This is a genomic window from Pseudomonas asgharzadehiana (genome assembly GCF_019139815.1).
GTDB lineage: Bacteria > Pseudomonadota > Gammaproteobacteria > Pseudomonadales > Pseudomonadaceae > Aquipseudomonas > Aquipseudomonas asgharzadehiana.
This window is the reverse complement of the sequence record NZ_CP077079.1, coordinates 1,787,115-1,811,479: the sequence shown is the minus strand read 5'-3', so window position 1 is coordinate 1,811,479 and position 24,365 is coordinate 1,787,115. Positions and strand designations below refer to the sequence as shown.

Below are 24,365 nucleotides of genomic sequence, written 5' to 3'. Positions count from 1 at the left end.
CGGCAAAGCTTTCGCCGGTCGCTGGCAAAAGGCTAAGCTAGGGGCAATCAGTGTCGGCGGTGCCGGTGCTAGTCGTGATTTCTCTGCACGGACGTCTCATGCGCAGTCGCCTTTTCAACTTTTTATCTTGTCTGCTTCTTTCCGCCACCGCCGTTCAATCCGCCCAGGCCGTGGACCTCACCACCCAACGTCAATATTACGATGAAGCCAAACGCGCCCTCGCCAAGGGCGACAGCGGCCCGTACATGCAATACAGCCAGGCCCTGGCCGACTACCCGCTGACCCCCTACCTGGCCTACGACGAACTGACCGCCCGCCTGAAAACCGCGAGCAACCCGGAAATCGAACAGTTCCTTGCCAAAAATGGCGACCTACCCCAGGCCAACTGGATGAAACTGCGCTGGTTGCGCTGGCTGGCGGAACGGGGCGACTGGCAGACCTTTGAAAAGTACTACGACTCCAAGCTCAATTTCGTCGAACTGGACTGCCTGCACGGCCAATACCAACTCACCCACAACCTGAAGGCCGAAGGCTACAAGACCGCTGAAAAGCTGTGGATGACCGGTAAATCCCAGCCTGCCGCCTGCGATGCCACCTTCGGCCAATGGGCGGCGGACGGCCAGCTCACCGAACAGAAGATCTGGGACCGCGCCAAGCTCGCCGCCGAAGCGCGCAACTACGCGCTGGCCAATAGCCTGGTGAAAACCTTGCCCACCCTGGGTGCCCAAGGCCGCCTGATGGTGGACGTGGCGCAGAAGCCCGACATGCTCAGCGACCCATCGCGCTTCCTGCCGGCCACCGAGGCGATGTCGGATGCCGTCGGCCTGGGCTTGCGCCGCCTGGCACGCCAGGACCCGGACAAGGCCATGGCCCTGCTCGACGGCTACGCCAGCAGCATGCACTTCTCCCGTGACGAAAAAGTGTCGATCGCCCGCGAAATCGGCCTGACCCTGGCCAAACGCTTCGACCCGCGCGCCCTTGACGTGATGACCAAGTACGACCCGGAACTGCGCGACAACACCGTCTCCGAATGGCGCCTGCGCCTGCTGCTGCGCCTGGCCCGCTGGGAAGATGCCTACCAGTTGACCCGCAAACTCCCACAAGACCTCGCCACCACCAACCGCTGGCGCTACTGGCAGGCCCGCAGCCTGGAACTGGCCGAACCGAAAAACCCGCAAGCCCTGGTGCTGTACAAGAACCTGTCACGCGAGCGGGACTTCTACGGTTTCCTCGCCGCGGACCGCTCCAAGGCCCCTTACCAGTTGAACAACAAGCCACTGGTGATGAGCCAGGCGCTGATCAACAAAGTGCGCAATACCCCTGGCGTACGCCGCGCCCTGGAGTTTTACGCGCGTGGCCAGGTGGTCGATGGCCGCCGCGAGTGGTACCACGTCAGCCGCCACTTCAACCGTGACGAAATGGTCGCCCAGGCCAAGCTGGCCTATGACATGAAGTGGTATTTCCCGGCCATCCGCACCATCAGCCAGGCGCAATACTGGGACGACTTGGACATCCGCTTCCCAATGGCCCACCGCGATACCCTGGTGCGCGAAGCCAAAGTCCGTGGCCTGCATTCAAGCTGGGTGTTTGCTATCACCCGCCAGGAAAGCGCCTTCATGGACGACGCCCGCTCCGGCGTCGGCGCCAGCGGGCTGATGCAACTGATGCCCGGCACCGCCAAGGACACCGCACGCAAGTTCAGCATCCCGCTGGCCTCCCCGGCCCAAGTGCTGGACCCGGATAAAAACATCCAGCTCGGCGCTGCCTACCTGAGCCAGGTGCACAGCCAGTTCAACGGCAACCGCGTGCTCGCCTCCGCCGCCTACAATGCCGGCCCCGGCCGCGTGCGCCAGTGGCTGCGCGGTGCGGACCACCTGAGTTTCGACGTGTGGGTGGAAAGCATTCCATTCGACGAAACCCGCCAGTATGTGCAGAACGTGCTGTCTTATTCGGTGATCTACGGGCAGAAGCTCAACTCGCCACAGCCGTTGGTGGATTGGCATGAGCGGTACTTTGACGACCAGTAAGGCACCCTTGGCAGAACGAAACCCCTCCCACATTTGGTTATTTGTAATGTCTGAACTGTGAGGCTCGTTAGCGCTCGCCACCACTGAACTGCAACGCCGCCAACCGCGCATACAGCGGATTGCTCGCGATCAACTGCTGATGCGTGCCCACCGCCACCAGCTTGCCCTGGTCCATCACGGCAATCCGGTCTGCATTTTTCACGGTGGCCAGGCGATGGGCGATGACCAGGGTGGTACGTCCCTGCATCAATTGCGGCAGGGCTTGTTGGATCAAGTGCTCACTCTGTGCATCCAGGGCGCTGGTGGCTTCGTCCAGCAGCAGGATCGGCGCATCCACCAGCAAGGCGCGGGCGATGGCCAGGCGTTGGCGCTGGCCGCCGGAGAGGCCCATGCCGCCATCGCCCAGATGGGTCTGGTAACCGTTAGGCATTTGCAGGATGAAATCGTGGGCGTGGGCGATGCGCGCGGCGGCTTCCACCTGCTCGCGGGTGGCGCCTGGGTTGCCGTAGCGGATGTTTTCTTCGACGCTGCCAAAAAACAACGCCGGGCTCTGCGACACCAGGGCGAAGTGGCGGCGCAGGTCCATGGGGTCGAGTGCGGTCAGCGGCTGGCCTTCGAGCAGGATGCGCCCCTGCTGGGGGTCGTAGAAGCGCAGCAGCAGGTCGAAGATCGTCGATTTGCCGGCGCCGGACGGGCCGACCAGCGCCAGGGTTTCGCCGGGGTTGATGGTCAGGCTCAGGCCATCGACGGCGTAACTGTCAGGCCTTGAAGGGTAGGAAAACCGCAGGTCCTGCAATTCCATGCGGCCGCTGACCCGCTGCGGCAATTTCACGGCGGCGGTGGCGGGTGCCTGGATGTCGTTGCTGGACTGCAGCAGTTCACCGATGCGCTCGGCTGCGCCGGCCGCGCGCTGCAACTCGCCCAGCACTTCACTCAACGTACCGACGGCGCTGCCGACGATCAGGCTGTAGAACACAAACGCCGCCAGCTCGCCGCCGGAAATGCGCCCGCTGATCACGTCCATACCGCCCACCCACAGCATCACACCCACGGCGCCGAGCACCAGCATGATCACCAATGTGATCAGCCAGGCGCGTTGCGCAATGCGCTTGCGCGCGGTGGCGAACGCCTCTTCCACCGTCACGGCAAAGCGCTGCTCGTCCTGCACTTGGTGGTTATAGGCTTGCACGGTCTTGATCTGGCCGAGGGTTTCGGCCACGTAGCTGCCCACATCGGCAATACGGTCCTGGCTCAGGCGCGACAGGCTGCGCACACGCCGGCCGAAAATCAGAATCGGCGCCAGCACCAGCGGCAGCGCCACCACCACGATGCTGGTGAGCTTGGGGTTGGTCACAAACAACAGCACAATGCCGCCGATCACCATCAAGGCATTGCGCAAGAACAGGGACAGCGATGAGCCGATCACCGATTGCAGCAACGTGGTGTCGGTGGTCAACCGCGACTGGATTTCCGAGCTGCGGTTGTTCTCGTAGAAACCGGGGTGCAGGTAGATCAGGTGGTTGAACACCTGGCGCCGAATGTCCGCCACCACCCGCTCGCCGATCCAAGACACCAGGTAAAACCGCGCAAAGGTGCCCACCGCCAGGCCCAGCACCAGCACCATGAACAGGCCGATAGATTGGTTGAGCAAGTGCGGCGACTGGGTCATGAACCCTTGGTCCACCAGCAGGCGAATGCCTTGGCCCATGGACAAGGTGATGCCGGCGGTGACGATCAGCGCCAGCAAGGCACCCAGCGCCTGCCAGCGGTAGGGCGCGATAAAGCGGCTGGCCAGGCGAATCGCGCGGCGTTGACGGGTAGAGAACATAGAAGGCATCACCGATGAGGAACCTACCCCTCAACATTGGGGGAACTCTGGCAAATAACAATGAGTCAGGTTAATTATGCCAACCGATGCGGGCCGCTAGAGGCTATTGGTCTAATGCCTGGCTGGCAATTGGCCGCCGTTTCTGGTGGACTGAGCGTTCGAACCGCCGACCCGCCAAGGAGTTGTAACAGCGTGGTCACGCGAGGGTTTTAGAGTAGGTACACAACCTGATGAGGAGACAGGCCATGACCTTGCAACACAGCAGCGATGCCAAAATTGAAGTCATCCGCCAACCGCAGCAACTGCCTTGCTCGTACATCGACGCCAAGGGCCGCGAAGTGCAGATTACCGAAGAAATGATCCAGCAAGCCTGCAGCGAGCTGGAACAGCGCCTGGTCAAACCTGCCCAGCAAGGCTGAAGCGCCCACGCTCTTTCAGACCCGGCCTAGATGGCCGGGTTTTTTATGCGCGTCAGATCAGTTCAGCGCCCAAGGCCGAGACGATCTGCGACAGCGCGGCGGATTCGCCGTTGATCCGCACCTTCAACCCCTCGATCTCACGGCGTGCGGGGTAGTGCTTGCGCAGCAGGTCAAACGCCGTGCGCTGTTCTTGCACTGTTCCTACAAGGCTGCGACGAAAATCCGCATCGTCGCGGCGCGGGTCGTAGACACTGCGGCACAAGGTCGCCAACGCCCACGCCGGGTCGGTTGCCGCATTCAAGTGCACCTCGGCCAGCCACAGGGGCGGCAGCAGGTCATTCAGTAGAATGCCTGGCGCCTGGCCCAGGTGCGCGCAGAACGCCTGATAAATCTGCGCCGTGCCGCGCTGCCGGCCTTCAAGGCTGTAACCGGCGATATGCGGCGTGGCCAACACGCACAGGTCGGCGAGGTCGACGTCCACCTCGGGCTCGCCCTCCCACACGTCCAGCACCGCTTGCAGGTCTTCGCGTTCCAGCAACACCTCGCGCAGCGCGGCGTTGTCCACCACCGCGCCACGGCTGGCGTTGATCAGCCAGGTGCCGGGCTTGAGCTGTTCAAGGCGTTGGCGATCAAGCAAATGCCAGGTGGCGCCGTTACCGGACTTGATCAGCGGCGTGTGCAGGCTGATCACATCGCACTGTTCGATGACCTGCGCCAGGCTCACATACTCGCCACCTTCGGCGCTCTGCCGTGGCGGGTCACACACCAGCACATTCCAGCCCAGGCCCTTGAGCACCTTGACCAGGCGCCCGCCCACTTCACCGGCACCGACGATGCCATAGGTGCGCGTGGCGAGGTCGGCGCCTTCGATCTCGGCCAGGGTCTGCAGGCTGCCCAGCACGTAGTCCACCACCCCACGGGCATTGCAGCCAGGGGCACTGGCCCACTGGATACCGGCCTGCTTGAAGTAGTCCAGGTCCAAGTGGTCGGTGCCGATGGTGCAAGTTCCCACAAAGCGCACCTTGGAACCCTCCAGCAGCGCACGGTTGACGTTGGTCACCGAACGCACCAGCAACACATCGGCCTGCTCGACGCTGGCGCGATCCATGGAGCGGCCGGGTACCCGGCGAATCTCGCCAAACCCTTGGAAAAATGCATCGAGTAGCGGGATATTTTCGTCGGCAACAATCAGCATGGCAGGCTCCTTTGGCGGACCGGCAGTGTACAGGCTTGCGAAGATCCAATGTGGGAGGGGCACTGATCTTGGGAGTGCTTACAAATCGCTAACACAGGTTTTTTCCTGACCGTTGCGTCAAAGCGTAGAATCCGCCGTCCTTGCGCCCCTTCTATCGGACACCTGTACGTGAACACTGCCATCGCCCCACTCACCCGCCCCGCCCGCATCCGCCGGGAAGTGCGCGACCTGCTGACACTCGCCCTGCCGATCATGATCGGCCAACTGGCCACCACCGCCATGAGTTTCGTCGACGCGGTGATGGCCGGGCGGGTCAGCCCTCAGGATCTGGCGGCGGTGGGCCTGGGCAACTCGATCTGGATCCCGGTGTACCTGCTGATGACGGGCACCCTGCTGGCCACCACGCCGAAAGTCGCCCAGCGCTACGGCGCAGGTCACTTTAGTGAAATCGGCCCGCTGGTACGTCAGTCATTGTGGTTGGCGGTGGTCGTGGGGGCCATCGGCGCCTTGCTGCTGCTGTGTGCCGAACCGATCCTGCAGGCGATGAAGGTCGAAGCCGACCTGATCGAACCGTCCATGGGCTATCTGCATGGCATTGCGGCCGGCATGCCGGCGGTGGCGCTGTATTACGTGCTGCGCTGCTTCAGCGACGGCCTGGGCCGCACCCGGCCCAGCATGGTGATGGGGCTGGTCGGCCTGGCGCTGAATATTCCACTGAACTACATCTTCATCTACGGCCACTTTGGCGTGCCGGCCATGGGCGGCGTGGGCTGCGGCTGGGCCACGGCCATTGCGATGTGGGTGATGATGCTCGGCATGGCCGTCTGGACGCGCTGGGGAGCGGCGTACCAGAGCAGCGAATTGTTCAAACGCTTCGACTGGCCGCAATGGGCGGTGATCAAACGCGTATTGGGGATTGGCCTGCCGATTGGCGTGGCGATCTTTGCCGAATCGAGCATCTTTGCCGTGATCGCCCTGCTGCTCGGCAGCCTGGGCGCCACGGTGGTGTCGGGGCATCAGATCGCGCTGAACGTCAGTTCGCTGGTGTTCATGATCCCCTACTCCCTGAGCATGGCGGTCACCGTGCGCGTCGGCCAGGCCCTGGGGCGTGGCGAGGCGCGTGAAGCTCGCTTCGCCGCTGGGGTCGGCATGGGCACCGCGCTGGCGTATGCCTGCCTGTCGTGCAGCCTGATGTTGGTGTTTCGCGAGCAGATCGCGGCCATCTATACGCCGGACCCGATAGTGATCCACCTGGCGTCGACGCTGATCGTGTTTTCCGCGTTGTTTCAGTTCTCGGACTCGATCCAGGTCACCGCCGCCGGCGCCTTGCGCGGCTACCAGGACACTCGGGTGACCATGGTGCTGACCTTGTTTGCCTATTGGGGCGTGGGGCTGCCGGTGGGCTATGCCCTGGGGCTGACCGATTGGCTCGGCGAACCCAGCGGCCCGAGCGGGTTATGGCAGGGGCTGATCGTGGGCCTGAGTTGCGCGGCGGGGATGCTGCTGGTGCGCCTGGCGCGCAGCGCACGCCGGCGCATCCGGGCCGACAAGGCGCGGGGTTAATCGGCCTTCTTGCGGATCCAATACAGGTAGGTACCGGCCTGTTCCTGCTGACCCACCAACTCGTGGTCAAGGAACACGCAGAACTTGGGGATATCGCGACGGGTCGACGGGTCGGTCGCGATCACCTTGAGCAAACCGCCAGCCGGCAGGTCGCGGATGTGCTGGTGCAGCATCATCACCGGCTCCGGGCAATTGAGGCCCGTTGCGTCGAGGGTGCCATCAACGGCGGTGTTGAAAATATCGCTCATTGTCTACTCCTGAAACCGGCGCTCAGTTCAGCGGGCCTTGGTTTTCTTCACATCCACCAGCCGACGCAGGTGGCACGTCACTTCCTCGCGGTCGTGGTACAGCTGCTTGCAGCCGATTTCCACGCGAATGCCGCGCGCCTTGAAGCCGTCTTCGATGCGCTCCAGCAGGCGCTTCACTTCGGCATAACGCTGTTTCATCGGCAACTTCAGGTTCACCACCGCTTCGCGACAATGCCCCTCGCCGATCCAGGTTTCCAGCAGCGCGGCGTTGCGCGCGGGTTTCTCGACGATGTCACACACCATCCAGTCCACCGGTTGCTTGGGCACGAAGGTAAAGCCGTCGGCCATCAGGTGTTGTACCAGGCCGGTGTCCATCAGGCTTTCAGCCATGGGGCCGTTGTCGATGGCCGTCACCAGCATGCCACGGTTGACCAATTGCCACGTCCAGCCGCCCGGTGCGGCACCGAGGTCGACGCCGGTCATGTCGCCATGCAAGCGCTCGTCCCACTGGTCGCGGGGGATAAAGTGGTGCCAGGCCTCTTCCAGCTTGAGCGTCGAGCGGCTCGGCGCTTCACGCGGAAACTTCAGGCGGGGAATGCCCATCGGCCACATCGCCGAGTTGTTCGACTCGGCCAGGCCCATGAACACTTCGCGGCCACTCTTGAACGTCAGCAACAGGCGCGGCTTGCTCGGGTCTTCCACCAGCTTGCCGGCATTCAACAAGGCTTTGCGCAGGTGCACTTCGAACTTTTTGCAGAAATTCGACAGCTCCTTGCCATCGTTGGTGTCGACCATCTCCAGCCACAGGCTGCCGCAGACTGGGAAGCTTTGCAGGTGGGTGAGGATGACGCTGATGCGGTCGGTTTCCGGCAGGTCGATGAACACCCCGCGCGCCCACTGCCGGGGGAAGATCAGCTCGGCAAAACGTTGGCCGTGCATCAGGCGCTGGGCGCCGTCCTCTTCGGTGCAGACGAATTCGGCGCAGGCGCTGCCAGTCTTGGCCTTGGCGTAGCCGGACACGTTCAAGCGCGCGGCGTGTTCCGCGATCTCGGAACAGACTTCGCCTTCAAACCCCGGGCGGCAGTGCATAAAAAGGGTGTTCATTGCATCTCCTGGTGAATCAACCGGCGTTGCGCTATCGCCATGCCTGTCATGAAAACGCGCGCATGATAGCCGAGTTCGGAACCTTGGACTCAGCGATAGAGTCCAGTTATTAGCCTGCTAATCAAAACAGAGCTAGTTTTAAAGCTCTGTTCGTCCCGTCAGGTCCGTAGCCGTGCGGACCATAAGGAGTTGCGTCATGTCATCGCTTGATAGCCTGAGAACCCTTAAGACCCTGCAAATAGACAGCAAAACCTACCACTACTTCAGCCTGCCCGAAGCCGCCAAGAGCCTGGGCGACCTGGACCAGTTGCCAATGTCGCTCAAGGTGCTGCTGGAAAACCTGCTGCGCTGGGAAGACGACAAGACCGTCACCGGCGCCGATCTCAAGGCCATTGCCGCCTGGCTCAAAGAGCGCCAGTCCGACCGCGAGATCCAATACCGCCCCGCCCGCGTGCTGATGCAAGACTTCACCGGCGTGCCCGCCGTGGTCGACCTGGCCGCCATGCGCGCCGCCGTGGCCAAGGCCGGGGGCGACCCGCAGCGCATCAACCCGCTGTCGCCGGTGGACCTGGTGATCGACCACTCGGTGATGGTCGACAAGTTCGGCAACGCCGACGCCTTCGAGCAAAACGTCGACATCGAAATGCAGCGCAACGGCGAACGCTACGCCTTCCTGCGCTGGGGCCAGAGCGCCTTTGACAACTTCAGCGTGGTGCCGCCCGGCACCGGTATCTGCCATCAGGTCAACCTCGAATATCTGGGCCGCACCGTCTGGACCAAAGACGAAGACGGCCGCACCTATGCCTTCCCCGACACCCTGGTAGGCACCGACTCGCACACCACCATGATCAACGGCCTCGGCGTACTCGGCTGGGGCGTCGGCGGTATCGAGGCGGAAGCGGCGATGCTCGGCCAGCCGGTGTCGATGCTGATCCCGGAAGTGATCGGCTTCAAGCTCACCGGCAAATTGAAAGAAGGCATCACCGCCACCGACCTGGTGCTGACCGTGACCCAGATGCTGCGTAAAAAGGGCGTGGTGGGTAAATTCGTCGAGTTCTACGGTGACGGCCTGGCCGACCTGCCCCTGGCGGATCGCGCGACCATCGCCAACATGGCTCCGGAATACGGCGCCACGTGCGGTTTCTTCCCGGTGGATGAGGTCACTCTCGACTATCTGCGCCTGTCCGGCCGCCCGGCCGAAACCGTGAAACTGGTGGAGGCCTACACGAAGGCTCAGGGCCTGTGGCGCCATGCCGGTCAGGAACCCGTCTTCACCGACAGCCTGGCCCTGGACATGGGCAGCGTCGAAGCCAGCCTGGCCGGGCCGAAACGCCCGCAGGACCGCGTGGCCCTGCCCCATGTCGGCCAGGCCTTCAGTGACTTTCTCGACCTGCAATTCAAACCCACCAGCAAGGAAGAAGGCCGCCTGGAAAGCGAAGGCGGCGGCGGTGTGGCCGTAGGCAATGCCGACCTGGTGGGCGAAGCCGATTACGAATATGAAGGCAGCACCTATCGCCTGAAAAACGGCGCGGTGGTGATTGCCGCAATTACGTCGTGCACCAACACTTCCAACCCCAGCGTGATGATGGCCGCCGGGCTGGTCGCCAAAAAAGCCGTGGAAAAAGGCCTGGCCCGCAAACCCTGGGTCAAAAGCTCCCTGGCGCCCGGTTCCAAAGTGGTCACCGACTACTACAAGGCCGCCGGGCTCACGCAATACCTGGACGCCCTCGGCTTCGATCTGGTGGGCTACGGCTGCACCACCTGTATCGGCAACTCCGGCCCGTTGCCCGAACCGATCGAAAAAGCCATCCAGAAAGCCGACCTCAGCGTCGCCTCGGTGCTGTCCGGCAACCGCAACTTCGAAGGCCGCGTGCACCCCCTGGTAAAAACCAACTGGCTGGCCTCGCCGCCGCTGGTGGTCGCTTATGCCCTGGCCGGCACCGTGCGCATCGATATCAGCAGCGAGCCGCTGGGTAACGATAAAAACGGCAAACCGGTGTACCTCAAGGACATCTGGCCAAGCAGCCAGGAGATCGCCGACGCCGTGGCGCAGGTCAGCACCGGCATGTTCCACAAGGAATATGCCGAGGTATTTGCCGGCGACGCGCAGTGGCAGGCCATTGAAGTTCCGCAGGCCGCAACCTACGTATGGCAGCCGGATTCCACTTACATTCAGCACCCGCCGTTCTTCGACAACATCGCCGGCCCGTTGCCGGTGATCGCGGACGTCAAAGGCGCCAACGTGCTGGCCCTGCTGGGGGACTCGGTCACCACCGACCATATCTCGCCCGCCGGCAACATCAAGACCGACAGCCCCGCCGGCCGCTACCTGCGCGAGCAAGGCGTGGAACCGCGTGACTTCAACTCCTACGGCTCACGCCGGGGCAACCATGAAGTGATGATGCGGGGCACCTTCGCCAATATCCGTATTCGTAACGAAATGCTCGGCGGCGAGGAAGGCGGCAACACGCTGTATATCCCCACCGGCGAGAAAATGCCGATCTACGACGCTTCGATGAAATACCAGGCCTCGGGCACGCCGCTGGTGGTGATCGCCGGGCAAGAATACGGCACTGGCTCAAGCCGCGACTGGGCGGCCAAGGGTACCAACCTGCTGGGGGTCAAGGCGGTGATTGCCGAAAGCTTCGAGCGCATTCACCGCTCCAACCTGGTGGGCATGGGTGTGCTGCCGTTGCAGTTCAAGCTGGACCAGAACCGCAAGACACTCAAGCTGACCGGCAAAGAGAAGATCGACATCCTCGGCCTGACGGACGTGGAGATCGTGCCGCGCATGAACCTGACGCTGGTGGTTACGCGGGAGGATGGCAGCAGCGAGAAGGTCGAGGTGCTGTGCCGGATCGACACGCTCAATGAAGTGGAGTACTTCAAGTCAGGCGGGATTTTGCACTACGTGCTGCGCCAGTTGATCGCCTCTTGAAGAACGACGCAAACCAATGTGGGAGGGGGCTTGCCCCCGATGGCGGTCTGTCAGTCAATACATCAGTGACTGAACCCCCGCTATCGGGAGCAAGCCCCCTCCCACATTTTGACCGCGTTTAACGCTTCGGCTCAGCCGAACAACCACTTCCACAGCAGTACGAGGACAACCACCGCCAACACCGGCCGCGCAATGCGGTAAGCCTTGGGATGCTTGCGCTTCCACTGTTTGACCTGGCCGCTGAACTTATCGCTGAAGGTCTTGCTCCAGGCATAGGCCTGGTTGATCCCACCGACACGCTCGTCATCCAGGTTCTGCGGCGCGGTGGCACGCCCCAGTTGCTTGCTGACCCAGCGATTGACGCGGGTCATCAGGCGGTTGCTCAGCGGGCGTTCGATATCGCAGAACAGGATCACGCGGGTCTGCTCGGTTTCGTTCTTCACCCAGTGCACGTAGGTTTCGTCGAACATCACATCTTCGCCGTCGCGCCAGGCATAAATCTGGCCGTCGACGAAGATGCGGCAGTCGTCGGAATTGGGCGTGGACAGCCCCAGGTGATAACGCAGGGAACCGGCAAACGGATCGCGGTGCGGGTTGAGGTGGCTGCCGCCCGGCAACAGCGCGAACATGGCGCCCTTGACGTTGGGAATGCTGCTCACCAGTGCCACGGTTTTAGGGCACAGCGCCTCGGCGGATGGCAGCGGCTTGTCATACCACTTGAGGTAGAAACGCTTCCAACCCTTCTTGAAGAACGAACCGAAACCGGCGTCGTTGTTCTTTTCGGCGGCGCGGATGTAACCCTCGTCAAACAGGTGCATGGCCTCCTCGCGAATCACTTCCCAGTTGTCCTTGAGCACATCCAGTTCAGGGAACTTGCTGCGGTCCAGATAGGGTTTGGAGGGCACCGCCGAGAACAGGTACATCAAGGCGTTGTACGGGGCGAACAGCGCCGAATGGTTGACGAACTGGCGCAACATCGGCAAACGGGCCTTACCGCGCAGGTGCACATACAGCGTGCTGCCGATAAACAACAGCAACACCGACAACTTGGCGGCCAACGAAACGGTCATGCAGCAACTCCTGAAAATAAGCGCCTAGCCAACAGCAGACATAGCAGCTGGCCATGATAAACAGTTGGGCCAGTATGCAGAAGGCCCTGGCTATCGGCGCTGACCCAAATCAAGCCTGGTTTTCCTGCTCGGTAAACAAATCGCTGAACAGCATGCTCGACAGGTAGCGCTCACCCGAATCCGGCAGAATCACCACGATGGTCTTGCCCTGCATTTCCGGCTTCTCGGCCAGTCGCACCGCCACCGCCATCGCCGCGCCGCAGGAAATACCGCACAGAATCCCCTCCTCCTGCATCAGGCGCAGGGCCATGGCCTTGGACTCGTCGTCACTCACCAGCTCCACGCGGTCAACCATCGACAGGTCGAGGTTTTTCGGCACGAAACCGGCGCCGATCCCCTGGATCTTGTGCGGGCTCGGCTTGATCTCCTGACCGGCCAGGGCCTGGGTGATCACCGGCGACACGATCGGCTCCACGGCCACCGACAGAATCGGCTTGCCCGCGGTGTTCTTGATGTAGCGCGACACGCCCGTGATGGTACCGCCAGTGCCCACGCCGGCCACCAGCACGTCTACCGCGCCGTCGGTGTCATTCCAGATTTCCGGGCCGGTGGTTTTTTCATGGATCGCAGGGTTCGCCGGGTTTTCGAACTGGCCGGGCATAAAGTAGGTAGCCGGGTCGCCAGCCACGATTTCAGCAGCTTTCTCGATGGCGCCCTTCATCCCTTTGGCCGGCTCGGTCAGCACCAGTTCGGCGCCGAGGGCCTTGAGCACCTTGCGGCGCTCGATGCTCATGGATGCCGGCATGGTCAGCAGCAGCTTGTAGCCACGCGCGGCGGCGACGAACGCCAGGCCGATGCCGGTATTGCCCGAGGTGGGTTCGACGATGGTCATGCCGGGCTTGAGTCGGCCACTGCTTTCCGCGTCCCAGATCATATTGGCGCCGATGCGGCACTTCACCGAATAACCCGGGTTACGTCCTTCGATCTTGGCCAGGATGGTCACGCCACGCGGGGCGATGCGGTTGATCTGAACCAGGGGCGTGTTACCGATCGAATGCGCGTTGTCAGCAAAAATGCGGCTCATGACGGGTCCTATTGGGCAATTTCAGGAAGGCAACAAGGGTATGCCTCGTCTTCCAAGGCGTCCAGTCGGAGGAACGTTGCGCCCATCGCAACAGTCCATCCCCTATATGGCACAGAGGACCCTTCCCATGAAACGTCGCTACAGTTGGCCGCTCCTGACCATCGCCGGGCTGGTGGTGGTTCTGGTTGCCTTGACTATCGCCCTGCCCTACCTGGTGCGCAATTACTTGAATGACAAGCTTGCGGACATGGGCGACTACCGTGGCCAGATCACCGATGTGGACCTGGCCCTGTGGCGAGGCGCCTACAAGATCAACGGGCTGCAGATCGTCAAGGTCGACGGCAAGGTGCCGGTACCGTTCGTCAAGGCACCGCTGATCGACCTGGCAGTGAGCTGGCACTCCTTGTGGTACGACCATGCGGTGGTGGCCACCGTGCTGTTTATCGACCCGCAAGTTAATTTTGTCGACGGCGGCGCCAACAAGCAGGCGTCCCAGACCGGTAAGGGCACCGACTGGCGCGAGCAACTGGGCAAACTGTTGCCGATCACTCTGGATGAGGTGCGCATCCAGAATGGCAAGGTCGCGTTCCATAACTTCAACTCCCAACCGCCGGTGAACATCAACGCTACCGAGGTCAACGCCAGCTTCTACAACTTGACCAACGTGGTCGACCTCAAAGGCAAGCGCGACGCACGCTTCGACGGCAAAGCCCTGCTGCAAGGCCAGGCACCGCTGGAGGCCAGCGCCACCTTCGACCCGCTGAGCAATTTCGAAGACTTCGAATTCCGCTTTCGCGCCAAAAACTTGCAGCTCAAGCGCATGAATGACTTTGCCTCGGCCTACGGCAAGTTCGATTTCAGGGCGGGCACCGGGGACGTGGTCATCGAAGCCCAGGCCGACAAAGGCCAATTGACCGGCTACATCAAGCCGCTGATGCGCGATGTAGAGGTATTTGACTGGCAGCAGGATGTGGAAAACAAAGACAAAAACATCTTCCGCTCGATCTGGGAGGCCGTTGTGGGCGCCAGCGAGACCGTGTTGAAAAACCAGCGCAAAAACCAGTTCGCCACCCGCGTCGAACTCAGCGGCAGCGTGCATCAGCAAGATATCAGCGCCTTCTCCGCATTTTTAGCGATCCTGCGCAACGGTTTTATCCAGGCCTTCAACGCACGCTATGAACAACCCAAGCCGTCAGCGGATTGATGTAACGCTGACCGGCCATTCAGAGACTGAATAACCCGTCTGCGTTCACAGTCGCCAGGGCTGCGCGGTATAGTCCGGGCATTGATGAATTCGAGGAAACACCGATGAAGTTCGAAGGCACCCAGGCCTATGTGGCTACCGATGACCTGAAACTGGCCGTCAACGCCGCCATTACCCTGGAGCGTCCGTTGCTGGTCAAGGGCGAACCGGGCACCGGCAAGACCATGCTCGCCGAGCAGCTGGCCGAGTCTTTCGGCGCCACGTTGATCACCTGGCACATCAAGTCCACCACCAAGGCGCATCAGGGCCTGTATGAGTACGACGCGGTCAGCCGCCTGCGCGACTCGCAACTGGGCGTGGACAAGGTGCACGACGTGCGCAACTACCTGAAGAAGGGCAAGCTCTGGGAGGCCTTCGAGTCCGACGAGCGGGTGATCCTGCTGATCGACGAAATCGACAAGGCCGACATCGAATTCCCCAACGACCTGTTGCAAGAACTCGACAAGATGGAGTTCTACGTCTACGAAATCGACGAGACCATCAAGGCCAAGAAACGCCCGATCATCATCATCACCTCCAACAACGAAAAAGAGCTGCCGGACGCGTTCCTGCGCCGCTGCTTCTTCCACTACATCGCCTTCCCCGACCGCACCACGTTGCAAAAGATCGTCGACGTGCACTACCCGGACATCAAGAAAGACCTGGTCAGCGAAGCGCTGGACGTGTTCTTCGACGTGCGCAAGGTACCGGGCCTGAAGAAAAAGCCGTCCACCTCCGAACTGGTCGATTGGCTCAAATTGCTGATGGCCGACAACATTGGCGAAGCGGTGCTGCGCGAGCGCGACCCGACCAAGGCCATCCCGCCGCTGGCCGGTGCCCTGGTCAAGAACGAGCAAGACGTGCAATTGCTGGAGCGTCTGGCGTTCATGAGCCGTCGCGGTAACCGCTGATGTTGCTCAACCTGTTCAACGAGATGCGCGCCGCCAAGGTGCCGGTGTCGGTGCGCGAGCTGCTCGACCTGATCAACGCGCTCAAGCAGCGCGTGACCTTCGCCGACATGGACGAGTTCTACTACCTGGCCCGGGCGATCCTGGTCAAGGACGAGCGGCATTTCGACAAGTTCGACCGGGCTTTCGGGGCCTACTTCAACGGCCTGGAAAAGCTCGACGACCACCTGCAGGCGCTGATTCCCGAAGACTGGCTGCGCAAGGAGTTCGAACGTTCGCTCAGCGATGAGGAACGTGCACAGATCCAATCCCTCGGTGGCCTCGACAAGCTGATCGAAGAATTCAAGAAACGCCTGGAAGAACAGAAGGAACGCCACGCCGGTGGCAACAAATGGATCGGCACCGGCGGCACCAGCCCCTTTGGTTCAGGCGGCTACAACCCCGAAGGCATTCGCGTCGGCGACGCCGGCAAGCGTCAGGGCAAGGCGGTGAAGGTCTGGGACCAGCGCGAGTACAAAAACCTCGACGACCAGGTTGAACTGGGCACGCGCAATATCAAGATCGCCCTGCGCCGCCTGCGTAAATTCGCCCGCCAAGGCGCGGCGGACGAATTGGATATCGACGGCACCATCGACCACACCGCCCGCGATGCCGGCCTGCTGAATATCCAGATGCGCCCGGAGCGGCGCAACACCATCAAGCTGTTGCTGCTGTTCGACATCGGCGGCTCGATGGACGCCCACGTGAAGATCTGCGAAGAGCTGTTCTCGGCGTGCAAGACCGAGTTCAAGCACCTGGAATATTTCTACTTCCACAATTTCGTGTACGAATCCGTGTGGAAAAACAACCTGCGCCGCACCTCGGAGCGCACCTCCACCCAAGACCTGCTGCACAAGTACGGTGCCGATTACAAAGTGATCTTTATCGGCGATGCGTCGATGGCGCCGTACGAAATCACCCAGGCCGGCGGCAGCGTCGAGCACTGGAACGAAGAGCCGGGGTATGTGTGGATGCAGCGCTTCATGGCCAAGTACAAGAAGCTGATCTGGATTAATCCGTATCCGAAAGACACCTGGGACTTTACGGCCTCGACGGGGATTGTGCGCGAGTTGGTGGAGGACCAGATGTACCCGCTGACGCTGCGCGGGCTTGAGGAAGGGATGCGGTTTCTCTCCAAGTAACCACACATCCAGATAATTCAGGTAATCCAATGTGGGAGGGGGCCCCCCTCCCACATTTGGACCTCGGTGTTTTTCAGGCGGTGCTCAGCCGCTGCAGAAATTCGATGTGCTGCCGATGCGCCGTCTCCTGCACCACCGGCGCCAACCTCACCTTTTCCCCCGGCAAACATTGCGCCAGTCGCGCCAGCGATAAAGGCGTCAACGCGCCCAGACGCGGGTACCCGCCAATGGTTTGCCGATCATTGAGCAACACAATCGGCTGCCCATCGGGCGGTACCTGGATCGCGCCAAGCGGGATCCCTTCGGAAATCAACGACGGCCCCTGGTACTGCAATGGCGTACCCAGCAAGCGCATGCCCATGCGGTCGGCGCGGCTGTCCAAGGCCCAGTCGGTGTTGAACGCATCAAACAGGCTTTGCCCACTGAACTGGCCAATTTGCGCGCCGACGATCACCTGCAGCGCTGTTTTAGCGGACAAGGCGGGCTCGCTGAGCATTTTCATCGCCCCGCCTGTGCCCGAATAAGCCAACCGCCCGCCTTCGCCCAAGGCTTTGCCAAAACCGTCCAGGCCGCCCAATTCCTCGCGCACTACCGTGGCGCAACTGCCCAGCACAGCCGGCGCCTGGAACCCACCCGGCGCCGCCAGGTATGCCCGCGCGCCGCTGAATGGCTGGGTAAAGCGCAGACGCTGGCCCTTTTGCAGGATAAAACTGCGTCCAGGGCTGATGGCGCGCTCGTCGATGTACGCGCCCAGATCCGCTCCGGCCAGGGCCAGCAGGCAATAATCCTCGGCCTGCACGGTAAACCCGCCCAAGGTGATTTCCACCACCGGCGCATCCAATGCATTGCCCAGCAGCCAGTTGGCCCAGGACATCGACACCCAATCCAGCGCGCCGCCCTGGGTCACGCCCAGGTGGCGCACGCCAAAGCGGCCGGCGTCCTGCAGCAGGCACAACGGCGTGCTGGCCTCGATGATCAAGCGGCTCATGGTTGCGCCTCCAACGGTGTGTCATCGCCACCCAAGTTGATGAATTCGGCACGCTCGACGGGTTCAAAACGCACCGTGTCACCGGGTTGCATCAGGCTATAACCGTCACGCTCGCGGTCGAACAGTTTGGCCGGGGTGCGGCCGATCAGGTTCCAGCCACCGGGGGAGACCACCGGGTATGCCGCGGTCTGCCGTTCGGCAATCCCAACGCTGCCGGCGGCCACGCGCTTGCGCGGGGTGTTGAGGCGCGGCGCGGCGAGGATCTCGTCCACCAGGCCCATAAAGGCGAAACCGGGAGCGAAACCGAGGGCGAACACCTGGTATTGGTGAGCGCTGTGGCGACGGACTACCTCGCTTACCGCCAGGCCGCTGCGTTGGCTGAGCAAGCTCAGCTCAGGGCCGACGCTCAGGTCGTACCACACCGGCAGCACATGGCACTGGCCGCTGCCCTGGGCCTGGGCTTGCAGGTCGGTCAGGGCCTGGTCGATCAGTTCGCGTGCCTGGGCCGGGTTCAACGCGGTGAGGTCGTAATGCACCATCAAGGTGGTGTACGACGGCACCAGATCCACCAGCGCCGCGCCGAACCCGCTGCGCAGGCGCTGGGTGGCGGCGAGCATCCACGGCATGTTGGCTTCGGCGATCACGTTAAACAGACGCACCATCAGGCAGTCGATGGCTACCACTTCAATGCGTGGCTTCATGCTGGCTTCAACGCCTCGCGGATACGCTTCACCGCCGCGACGGAACTGGCATTGTCGCCGTGTACGCACAAGGTGTTGGCCTGCAAGACCAAGGGGCTGCCGTCACTGGCGGTGAGCGGTTGGCCACGGGAGAGGGTCAGGGCCTGTTGCACGATGGTGTCGGAATCGTGATGCACCGCGCCCGGCAACTGCCGGGACACCAACTGGCCGTTGTTGTGATAGGCGCGGTCAGCGAACGCTTCGAACCACAGGGTCACGCCGTACTCGTCGCCCAAGGCTTGGGCGGCGCTGTTGTCACGGGTGGCCAGCAGCATCAGCGGCAACTCGCCATAGGCGGCGACGGCCTGGATCACCGCGCGCAACTGCACGGGGTTGGCCATCATGTCGTTGTACATCGCGCCGTGGGGTTTTACGTAGCTGACCCGACCACCCTGCGCCCGGCAAATACCGTCAAGCGCGCCGATCTGATAGTGCAACAGGTCCTGGATTTCCTGGGGTGTGTACTGCATGGAGCGCCGACCGAAGCCTTGCAGGTCTTGATACGCCGGGTGCGCGCCGACTTGGACGCCATGCTTGAGTGCCAGGCTGACGGTCTTGCGCATGATGCTCGGGTCACCAGCGTGGAAGCCGCACGCCACGTTGGCGCAATCGATGAACGGCATGACTTCGGCGTCCAGACCCATGGTCCAGTTGCCAAAGCTCTCGCCGATGTCGCAATTGAGTAAAAGGCGGCTCACGCTGGTCGCTCCTGTAGGCTTTGTTTTTTTGTAGTGTGGGATCTTTTACCAAGATCCCGCAACGCTGTTGTCCTGAAACCCAACCACGCTTATCGTGGAATGGCTCGATTTTTGGCGCTGGCCGGCAACGGCGTCCAACTAATAAAAACCGATCCATGCATAAGAAAAAGTTGATCCCATGAATTTGAAGTTCCTCGAAACCTTCGTCTGGGTGGCCAGGCTCAAGAGCTTTCGCCTGACCGCCGAAAAGCTGTTCACCACCCAGGCTTCGATTTCCAGCCGCATCGCAGTGCTGGAAAGCGAGCTGGGCGTGAAGCTGTTTCTGCGTGATTCGCGCGGTGTGAGCCTGACCCCGGACGGTGTGAAGGTGCTCGATTACGCCGAGCAGATGATGGTGACCATGCAGGGTTTGAAACAGTCCCTGGAAACCACCAGCAGCAAGGTCGGGCGGATTCGCATCGGCGCGATGGACACCGTCATCCACACGTGGCTGAGCCCGTTCGTGGCGGAACTGATGGAGCATTTCCCGCTGGTGGAAATCGAATTGGTCGCCGATACCGCGCTCAACCTCAGCGATCAGCTGCAAAAAGGCTTCCTCGACCTGATCCTGCAAACCGACCTGCTGCGACTCGAAACCGTGCGCAGCCTGGAGCTGTGCAGCCATCCCATGGCCTGGATCGTCGCCAGCCGGTCGATCTATAACCGCGACTACGCGTCCCTCGCCGAACTGGCCCAGGAGCGCATCATCACCTACTCGAAAAACTCCCACCCGCACCAGGATGTACTGAGCCTGATGCAGGCCAACGGCGTGGCCGCGCCGCGCATGAACTGCGTGAATTCGGTGTCGGCGATCACGCGCTTGCTGCGCGACGGGTTTGGAATTGGCGCATTGCCGCCGGTGCTGGTCAGCGAAGAACTGGCGCGCGGGGAATTGGTGGTGTTGCCGCTGGCGCAGCGCTTGCCGCACTTGCAGGTGGTGGTGTCATGGCGCGTGGGCGTGGAGCTGGTGGAGGAGATTGTGGGGTTGTGTCAGAAGGCGGTGGCGCGGTATGCCGAGGAAGTCGGCGAAGAGCGGATGGTGCTGCCTGCCCTGACGAAACACGATTAAAAATGTGGGAGGGAGCTTGCCCCCTCCCACAGTTTGACCGAGTTGGGTCTTTAGAGGCCTTTGAGGTCACGCTCTTCGATCGGCCGGCTCTGGCGCATGCGCTTGCCGCCCAGCACGATCCAATCGATCAGGCGGAACAGGCATTCCAACCCGAACGACAACAACATCGCCCCGCCCAGGCCCCAACCCATCGCCTCTGGCGTCAGCAGAATCTGGTAGCTGTAGCCGTTCCAGGTTTCCAGGCGGATATCCGGGTCGGCCGCCACCGCCACTTGCAGCGCGCGGATGTACCACGGGCCTTGCATGGCCTGGAATTGCTTGTCCAATGCCACCTGGCGATCGAGCATGGCGCCCAGGCTGTTGGCGTCGCTCTGGAACACCGGGTCATCGCTGGCGCGGTAGTGCGCCACCAACGCGTGCAAGTCGCCCTTGAAAAACTGCTGCGCGGTGGATTCAAACCCGCGCAAGCCGGTTTGGGCTTCGATCAGGTGAGCTTCGACGCGCTTGGCGTAGTCGTTGATAAACCCCGGCACTTGCACCCCGACCAACAGGCCAATGGCAAACAGCACCAACCGCAGATAGCTGAGCAGCATGGTCGATATCCTTACTCGGTAATGCCCTGGCTGACGCATTCACCGCGTCGCCACAAGCTCCATTGGCCCGGTTCGTAGCGGGTCCAGTTTTCATTGTCGGTCAACGGCTCGGTGGCGATCACCGTCACCACGTCATTGGGGGTGGTTTCGGCCTGAAAATCAACGATCACGTCGACATCCTTCAAGCGCGCCGGGCCAAACGGGGCGCGGCGGGTGATCTGGGCCAATTTGGTCGAGCAGTAGCAGAACAGCCAGTCGCCATCGCTGAGCAGGCAATTGAATACGCCTTTGCTGCGGTATTCGGCACAGGCCGCGATCAGGTCGGGCAGCATTTGCTCGATGTCCACAGGCTCCGGGAAGGCTTCGCGCACACGGTTGAGCAAATCGCAGAAGGCCGCTTCGCTGTCGGTATCGCCCACCGGCCGGTAAAAGGTGGCTCGCGGGCTGAAATCCGCCAGTTGGCCGTTATGCGCAAAACACCAGTTGCGCCCCCACAGTTCGCGCACGAAGGGGTGGGTGTTGGCCAGGCTCACCTTGCCCACGTTGGCCTGGCGAATATGGCCAATGACCACTTCACTCTTGATCGGGTAACGCTGCACCAGCAGCGCGACTTCAGACTCACTGCTGGCGGCCGGGTCCTGGAACAGACGCAGGCCGCGCCCCTCATAGAAGGCGATGCCCCAACCGTCGCGGTGGGGGCCGGTGCGCCCGCCGCGCTGCATCAGCCCGGTAAAGCTGAACACGATATCGGTGGGGACGTTGGCACTCATGCCCAATAATTCACACATGCCAGGGCTCTCGCTGCAACGTTAAAGGCGCGGTTCGACCCGCATGCCGCCCGGCGCCGGGCGACGGAATGGCTCGTCGTCATCCTCGTGCGGCTCGGCGGCCAGGGCGGCATCCGTAGCGGCCTTGCGCTCACGGCGCGCATTGGCCGCGCGCTCGATGGGCCAGCGGATCAAGACAATGATGAGATACACGCCAAAGGCGATCATCGTGTACATGAACAAATCGGAAATCGCCCGCCAGGCGTTGTTGCCGACCTTGAGCACCAGGTCCAGGGCGGTGATGGCCACGGCCGGTGCAAACTGGGTCTTGACCGGGTCGACGATGGTCGGGCTGAACAACAGCACCGCCATCAGCAATTGCAGCGGCTCGCGCAGCCAGCGCCAGATCCAGCGGGTCATGCGCCACCACACCAACAGGCAGCCCAAAGCGGCAAAGGCGTAAAGGCCCCACGCGGTCAGATAGTCGTTCTCGGTCATGGTGTCCATGGCAAGGTAGGCAAACAGGCGGCTATGATAACGGCTTTTGCGTGTCGCGGCTGCAATGCCTGCCACCGTCCGCCAGACAGAGAGTGATCCATGCCTATATCGACCGCCCCGATCGCCCGCAAGGCCCCAGGCCAAGACCCGTACGCCTGGCTGCAAGAGCGTGACAACCGCGAAGTACTCGATTACCTCAAGGCCGAAAACGCCTGGCAGGACGCCCAACTCGCCGATCAGGCCGCATTGCGTGAAAGCCTGTTCGAAGAGATCAAGGGCCGCATCCTCGAAACCGACCTGTCGCTGCCCTCGCCATGGGGGCCGTACCTGTATTACACGCGCACCACCGCTGGCGACGAGTACGCCCGCCACTACCGCTGCCGCCGCCCGGCCGACGACAGCAACCAGGTGGACGAGCGCAGCGAAGAGCTGCTACTGGACCCGAACGAACTGGCCAACGGCGGCTTCTTCTCCCTCGGCGCGTTCAGCATCAGCCCCGACCACCAGCGCCTGGCCTACAGCCTCGACACCAGCGGTGACGAGATCTACACCCTGTTTGTGAAGGAATTGGCCAACGGCAAGGTCAGCGAACTGGAGTTTCAGGACTGCGACGGCAGCATGACCTGGGCCAATGACAGCCTGACCCTGTTCTTCGGCGAACTGGACGACACCCACCGCCCGCACAAACTCTACCGCTATCGCCTGGACGGCACGGCGGCGCAGGAAGTGTTCCACGAGCCCGACGGACGTTTCTTCCTGCATTGCTACCGTTCCAGCTCCGAACGCCAGTTGCTGCTGACCCTGGGCAGCAAGACCACCAGCGAAGTCTGGGCGTTGGACGCCGACCAGCCGCACCTGGCCTTTACCTGCCTGGCGCCTCGGGTCGAGGACCACGAATACGATGTCGACCACGGCCAACTCAATGGTGCCTGGACCTGGTTTATCCGCAGCAACCGGGACGGCATCAACTACGCGCTGTTCGTGGCCACCGACATTGGCGACGTGCCCACCGAGGCTGAGTGGCAAAACCTGATCCCCCACAGCGATGACGTGATGCTCGACGGTGTGAGCCTCAATACCGGTGCCATGACCCTGAGCCTGCGCATCGGTGGCCTGCCGGTGATCGAAGTGCACCCGCAGGGCGTGCCGGCGTATCGCGTGGAATTGCCCGACGCCGCCTACAGCCTTTACGTACAGAACAGCCTGGAGTTCGCCAGCGACAAGATTCGCCTGCGTTACGAGGCCCTCAACCGCCCGGCCCAGGTGCGTCAATTGGAGCTGGCCAGCGGCGCGCAACAGGTGCTCAAGGAAACTCCGGTGCTGGGCGTGTTCAACGCCGACGATTACGTAAGCCAACGCCTGTGGGCCACTTCCGCCGATGGCACCCAGGTGCCGATCAGCCTGGTGGTCAAGCGCGACCAGCTCGGTAAAGCCGCGCCGCTGTACCTGTACGGCTACGGCGCCTACGGCTCGAGCCTCGACCCATGGTTTTCCCACGCACGCCTGAGCCTGCTCGACCGTGGCGTGGCGTTTGCCATCGCCCACGTGCGCGGCGGCGGCGAGTTGGGTGAAGCCTGGTACCGCAACGGTAAGCAGGCCCACAAGCAGAACACCTTCAGCGACTTTATCGCCTGCGCCGAACACCTGATCAACAACGGCCTGACCACCTCCAAACAGTTGGCGATCAGTGGCGGCAGTGCCGGTGGCTTGTTGATCGGCGCGGTGCTCAACCAGCGCCCTGAGCTGTTCCAGGCGGCGATTGCCGAAGTGCCGTTTGTCGATGTGCTCAACACCATGCTCGACCCGGAACTGCCGCTGACCATCACCGAGTACGACGAATGGGGCAACCCCGAAGAGCCCGAGGTGTATGAACGCATCAAGGCCTATGCGCCGTACGAAAACGTCCGGCCCCAGGCCTACCCGCACCTGCTGGTGATCGCCGGCTACAACGACAGCCGCGTGCAGTACTGGGAAGCGGCCAAATGGGTGGCCAAGCTGCGTGACACCAAGACGGACGACAACCTGCTGTTGCTCAAGACCGAACTCGGTGCCGGCCACGGGGGGATGAGCGGTCGTTACCAGGGATTACGTGACGTAGCGCTCGAATATGCATTTGTGTTCAAGGCGCTGGGGCTGGTTTAAGGAACTAAGGGCGGCGGTTTTGT

The 24,365-nt window shown here is 62.1% G+C and carries 21 protein-coding genes; 9 read left to right on the top strand and 12 right to left on the bottom strand.

The features are described 5' to 3' along the window. Positions 1–98 precede the first annotated feature (98 nt). Complete coding sequence (locus KSS96_RS08375; protein ID WP_017526661.1) at positions 99–2,027, top strand: transglycosylase SLT domain-containing protein; 1,929 nt, start codon at positions 99–101, stop codon at positions 2,025–2,027. Between the two features lie 67 nt (positions 2,028–2,094). Here KSS96_RS08375 and KSS96_RS08370 read toward each other — a convergent pair whose 3' ends face one another. Next, complete coding sequence (locus KSS96_RS08370) at positions 2,095–3,864, bottom strand: ABC transporter transmembrane domain-containing protein (protein ID WP_161979889.1); 1,770 nt, start codon at positions 3,862–3,864, stop codon at positions 2,095–2,097. Between the two features lie 236 nt (positions 3,865–4,100). Here KSS96_RS08370 and KSS96_RS08365 point away from each other — a divergent pair, with 236 nt between their 5' ends. Beyond that, complete coding sequence (locus KSS96_RS08365; RefSeq protein WP_017526663.1) at positions 4,101–4,274, top strand: PA1571 family protein; 174 nt, start codon at positions 4,101–4,103, stop codon at positions 4,272–4,274. Positions 4,275–4,326: 52 nt separating this feature from the next. Here KSS96_RS08365 and pdxB read toward each other — a convergent pair whose 3' ends face one another. Further along, complete coding sequence (gene pdxB, locus KSS96_RS08360; RefSeq protein ID WP_135196702.1) at positions 4,327–5,469, bottom strand: 4-phosphoerythronate dehydrogenase PdxB; 1,143 nt, start codon at positions 5,467–5,469, stop codon at positions 4,327–4,329. Positions 5,470–5,637: 168 nt separating this feature from the next. Between pdxB and KSS96_RS08355 the strand changes: the two genes are divergently transcribed. Beyond that, positions 5,638–7,032 carry an MATE family efflux transporter gene (locus tag KSS96_RS08355; RefSeq protein ID WP_068934951.1) on the top strand — a complete coding sequence of 465 codons (1,395 nt, stop codon included), beginning with the start codon at positions 5,638–5,640 and terminating at the stop codon, positions 7,030–7,032. On the opposite strand, the gene tusA is transcribed toward KSS96_RS08355, so the two are convergent. Together tusA and rlmM are read right to left on the bottom strand one after the other, a co-directional pair. Then, complete coding sequence (gene tusA / locus KSS96_RS08350; protein ID WP_065877054.1) at positions 7,029–7,280, bottom strand: sulfurtransferase TusA; 252 nt, start codon at positions 7,278–7,280, stop codon at positions 7,029–7,031. The genes KSS96_RS08355 and tusA overlap by 4 nt on opposite strands. A gap of 27 nt (positions 7,281–7,307) precedes the next feature. Further along, positions 7,308–8,384: a 23S rRNA (cytidine(2498)-2'-O)-methyltransferase RlmM gene (rlmM, locus tag KSS96_RS08345; protein WP_065877055.1), complete on the bottom strand. Its 1,077-nt coding sequence runs from the start codon at positions 8,382–8,384 to the stop codon at positions 7,308–7,310. Positions 8,385–8,580: 196 nt separating this feature from the next. Between rlmM and acnA the strand changes: the two genes are divergently transcribed. Next, complete coding sequence (gene acnA / locus KSS96_RS08340; protein ID WP_116079550.1) at positions 8,581–11,322, top strand: aconitate hydratase AcnA; 2,742 nt, start codon at positions 8,581–8,583, stop codon at positions 11,320–11,322. 131 nt (positions 11,323–11,453) lie between these two features. On the opposite strand, the gene KSS96_RS08335 is transcribed toward acnA, so the two are convergent. Beyond that, on the bottom strand, positions 11,454–12,392 hold the full coding sequence (locus tag KSS96_RS08335; RefSeq protein ID WP_017526669.1) for an aspartyl/asparaginyl beta-hydroxylase domain-containing protein: 939 nt from the start codon (positions 12,390–12,392) through the stop codon (positions 11,454–11,456). A gap of 109 nt (positions 12,393–12,501) precedes the next feature. Continuing rightward, a complete protein-coding gene (gene cysK / locus KSS96_RS08330) occupies positions 12,502–13,476 on the bottom strand; it encodes a cysteine synthase A (protein WP_065877057.1) in 975 nt (324 codons plus the stop codon). Between the two features lie 127 nt (positions 13,477–13,603). Between cysK and KSS96_RS08325 the strand changes: the two genes are divergently transcribed. The 3 genes from KSS96_RS08325 (at position 13,604) to KSS96_RS08315 (ending at position 16,808) form a co-directional block, all read left to right on the top strand. Continuing rightward, entirely contained in the window at positions 13,604–14,680 is a 1,077-nt protein-coding gene (locus tag KSS96_RS08325; protein WP_017526671.1) for a DUF748 domain-containing protein, read from the top strand. A 104-nt stretch (positions 14,681–14,784) separates the two neighbouring features. Beyond that, positions 14,785–15,630 carry an AAA family ATPase gene (locus KSS96_RS08320; RefSeq protein ID WP_017526672.1) on the top strand — a complete coding sequence of 282 codons (846 nt, stop codon included), beginning with the start codon at positions 14,785–14,787 and terminating at the stop codon, positions 15,628–15,630. Then, complete coding sequence (locus KSS96_RS08315) at positions 15,630–16,808, top strand: vWA domain-containing protein (RefSeq protein ID WP_017526673.1); 1,179 nt, start codon at positions 15,630–15,632, stop codon at positions 16,806–16,808. The genes KSS96_RS08320 and KSS96_RS08315 overlap by 1 nt, the downstream gene beginning before the upstream one ends. Before the next feature lie 73 nt (positions 16,809–16,881). On the opposite strand, the gene KSS96_RS08310 is transcribed toward KSS96_RS08315, so the two are convergent. The 3 genes from KSS96_RS08310 to KSS96_RS08300 are packed head-to-tail and all read right to left on the bottom strand — an operon-like array spanning position 16,882 to position 19,234. Next, a complete protein-coding gene (locus KSS96_RS08310) occupies positions 16,882–17,796 on the bottom strand; it encodes a 5-oxoprolinase subunit C family protein (protein WP_217855984.1) in 915 nt (304 codons plus the stop codon). Continuing rightward, entirely contained in the window at positions 17,793–18,497 is a 705-nt protein-coding gene (locus KSS96_RS08305; RefSeq protein WP_065877060.1) for a 5-oxoprolinase subunit B family protein, read from the bottom strand. Before KSS96_RS08305 ends, KSS96_RS08310 begins: the two co-directional genes overlap by 4 nt. After that, the gene (locus KSS96_RS08300) at positions 18,494–19,234 is read right to left on the bottom strand and encodes a 5-oxoprolinase subunit PxpA (RefSeq protein ID WP_017526676.1); all 741 of its coding nucleotides are present in this window, start codon (positions 19,232–19,234) and stop codon (positions 18,494–18,496) included. Before KSS96_RS08300 ends, KSS96_RS08305 begins: the two co-directional genes overlap by 4 nt. A 178-nt stretch (positions 19,235–19,412) precedes the next feature. On the opposite strand from KSS96_RS08300, the gene KSS96_RS08295 reads away from it, so the two are divergent. After that, positions 19,413–20,342 (top strand): LysR family transcriptional regulator, encoded by a 930-nt coding sequence (locus KSS96_RS08295; RefSeq protein ID WP_065877061.1) that lies wholly within the window; start codon positions 19,413–19,415, stop codon positions 20,340–20,342. A 50-nt stretch (positions 20,343–20,392) separates the two neighbouring features. Here KSS96_RS08295 and KSS96_RS08290 read toward each other — a convergent pair whose 3' ends face one another. The 3 genes from KSS96_RS08290 to KSS96_RS08280 are packed head-to-tail and all read right to left on the bottom strand — an operon-like array spanning position 20,393 to position 22,275. Beyond that, a complete protein-coding gene (locus KSS96_RS08290; protein WP_017526678.1) occupies positions 20,393–20,935 on the bottom strand; it encodes a DUF2937 family protein in 543 nt (180 codons plus the stop codon). Between the two features lie 11 nt (positions 20,936–20,946). Further along, the gene (locus KSS96_RS08285) at positions 20,947–21,723 is read right to left on the bottom strand and encodes a class II glutamine amidotransferase (RefSeq protein ID WP_003172536.1); all 777 of its coding nucleotides are present in this window, start codon (positions 21,721–21,723) and stop codon (positions 20,947–20,949) included. Between the two features lie 21 nt (positions 21,724–21,744). Next, positions 21,745–22,275 carry a hypothetical protein gene (locus tag KSS96_RS08280; RefSeq protein WP_017526679.1) on the bottom strand — a complete coding sequence of 177 codons (531 nt, stop codon included), beginning with the start codon at positions 22,273–22,275 and terminating at the stop codon, positions 21,745–21,747. A 24-nt stretch (positions 22,276–22,299) separates the two neighbouring features. Here KSS96_RS08280 and KSS96_RS08275 point away from each other — a divergent pair, with 24 nt between their 5' ends. Continuing rightward, positions 22,300–24,342 (top strand): S9 family peptidase, encoded by a 2,043-nt coding sequence (locus tag KSS96_RS08275; protein ID WP_065877063.1) that lies wholly within the window; start codon positions 22,300–22,302, stop codon positions 24,340–24,342. Positions 24,343–24,365 lie beyond the last annotated feature (23 nt).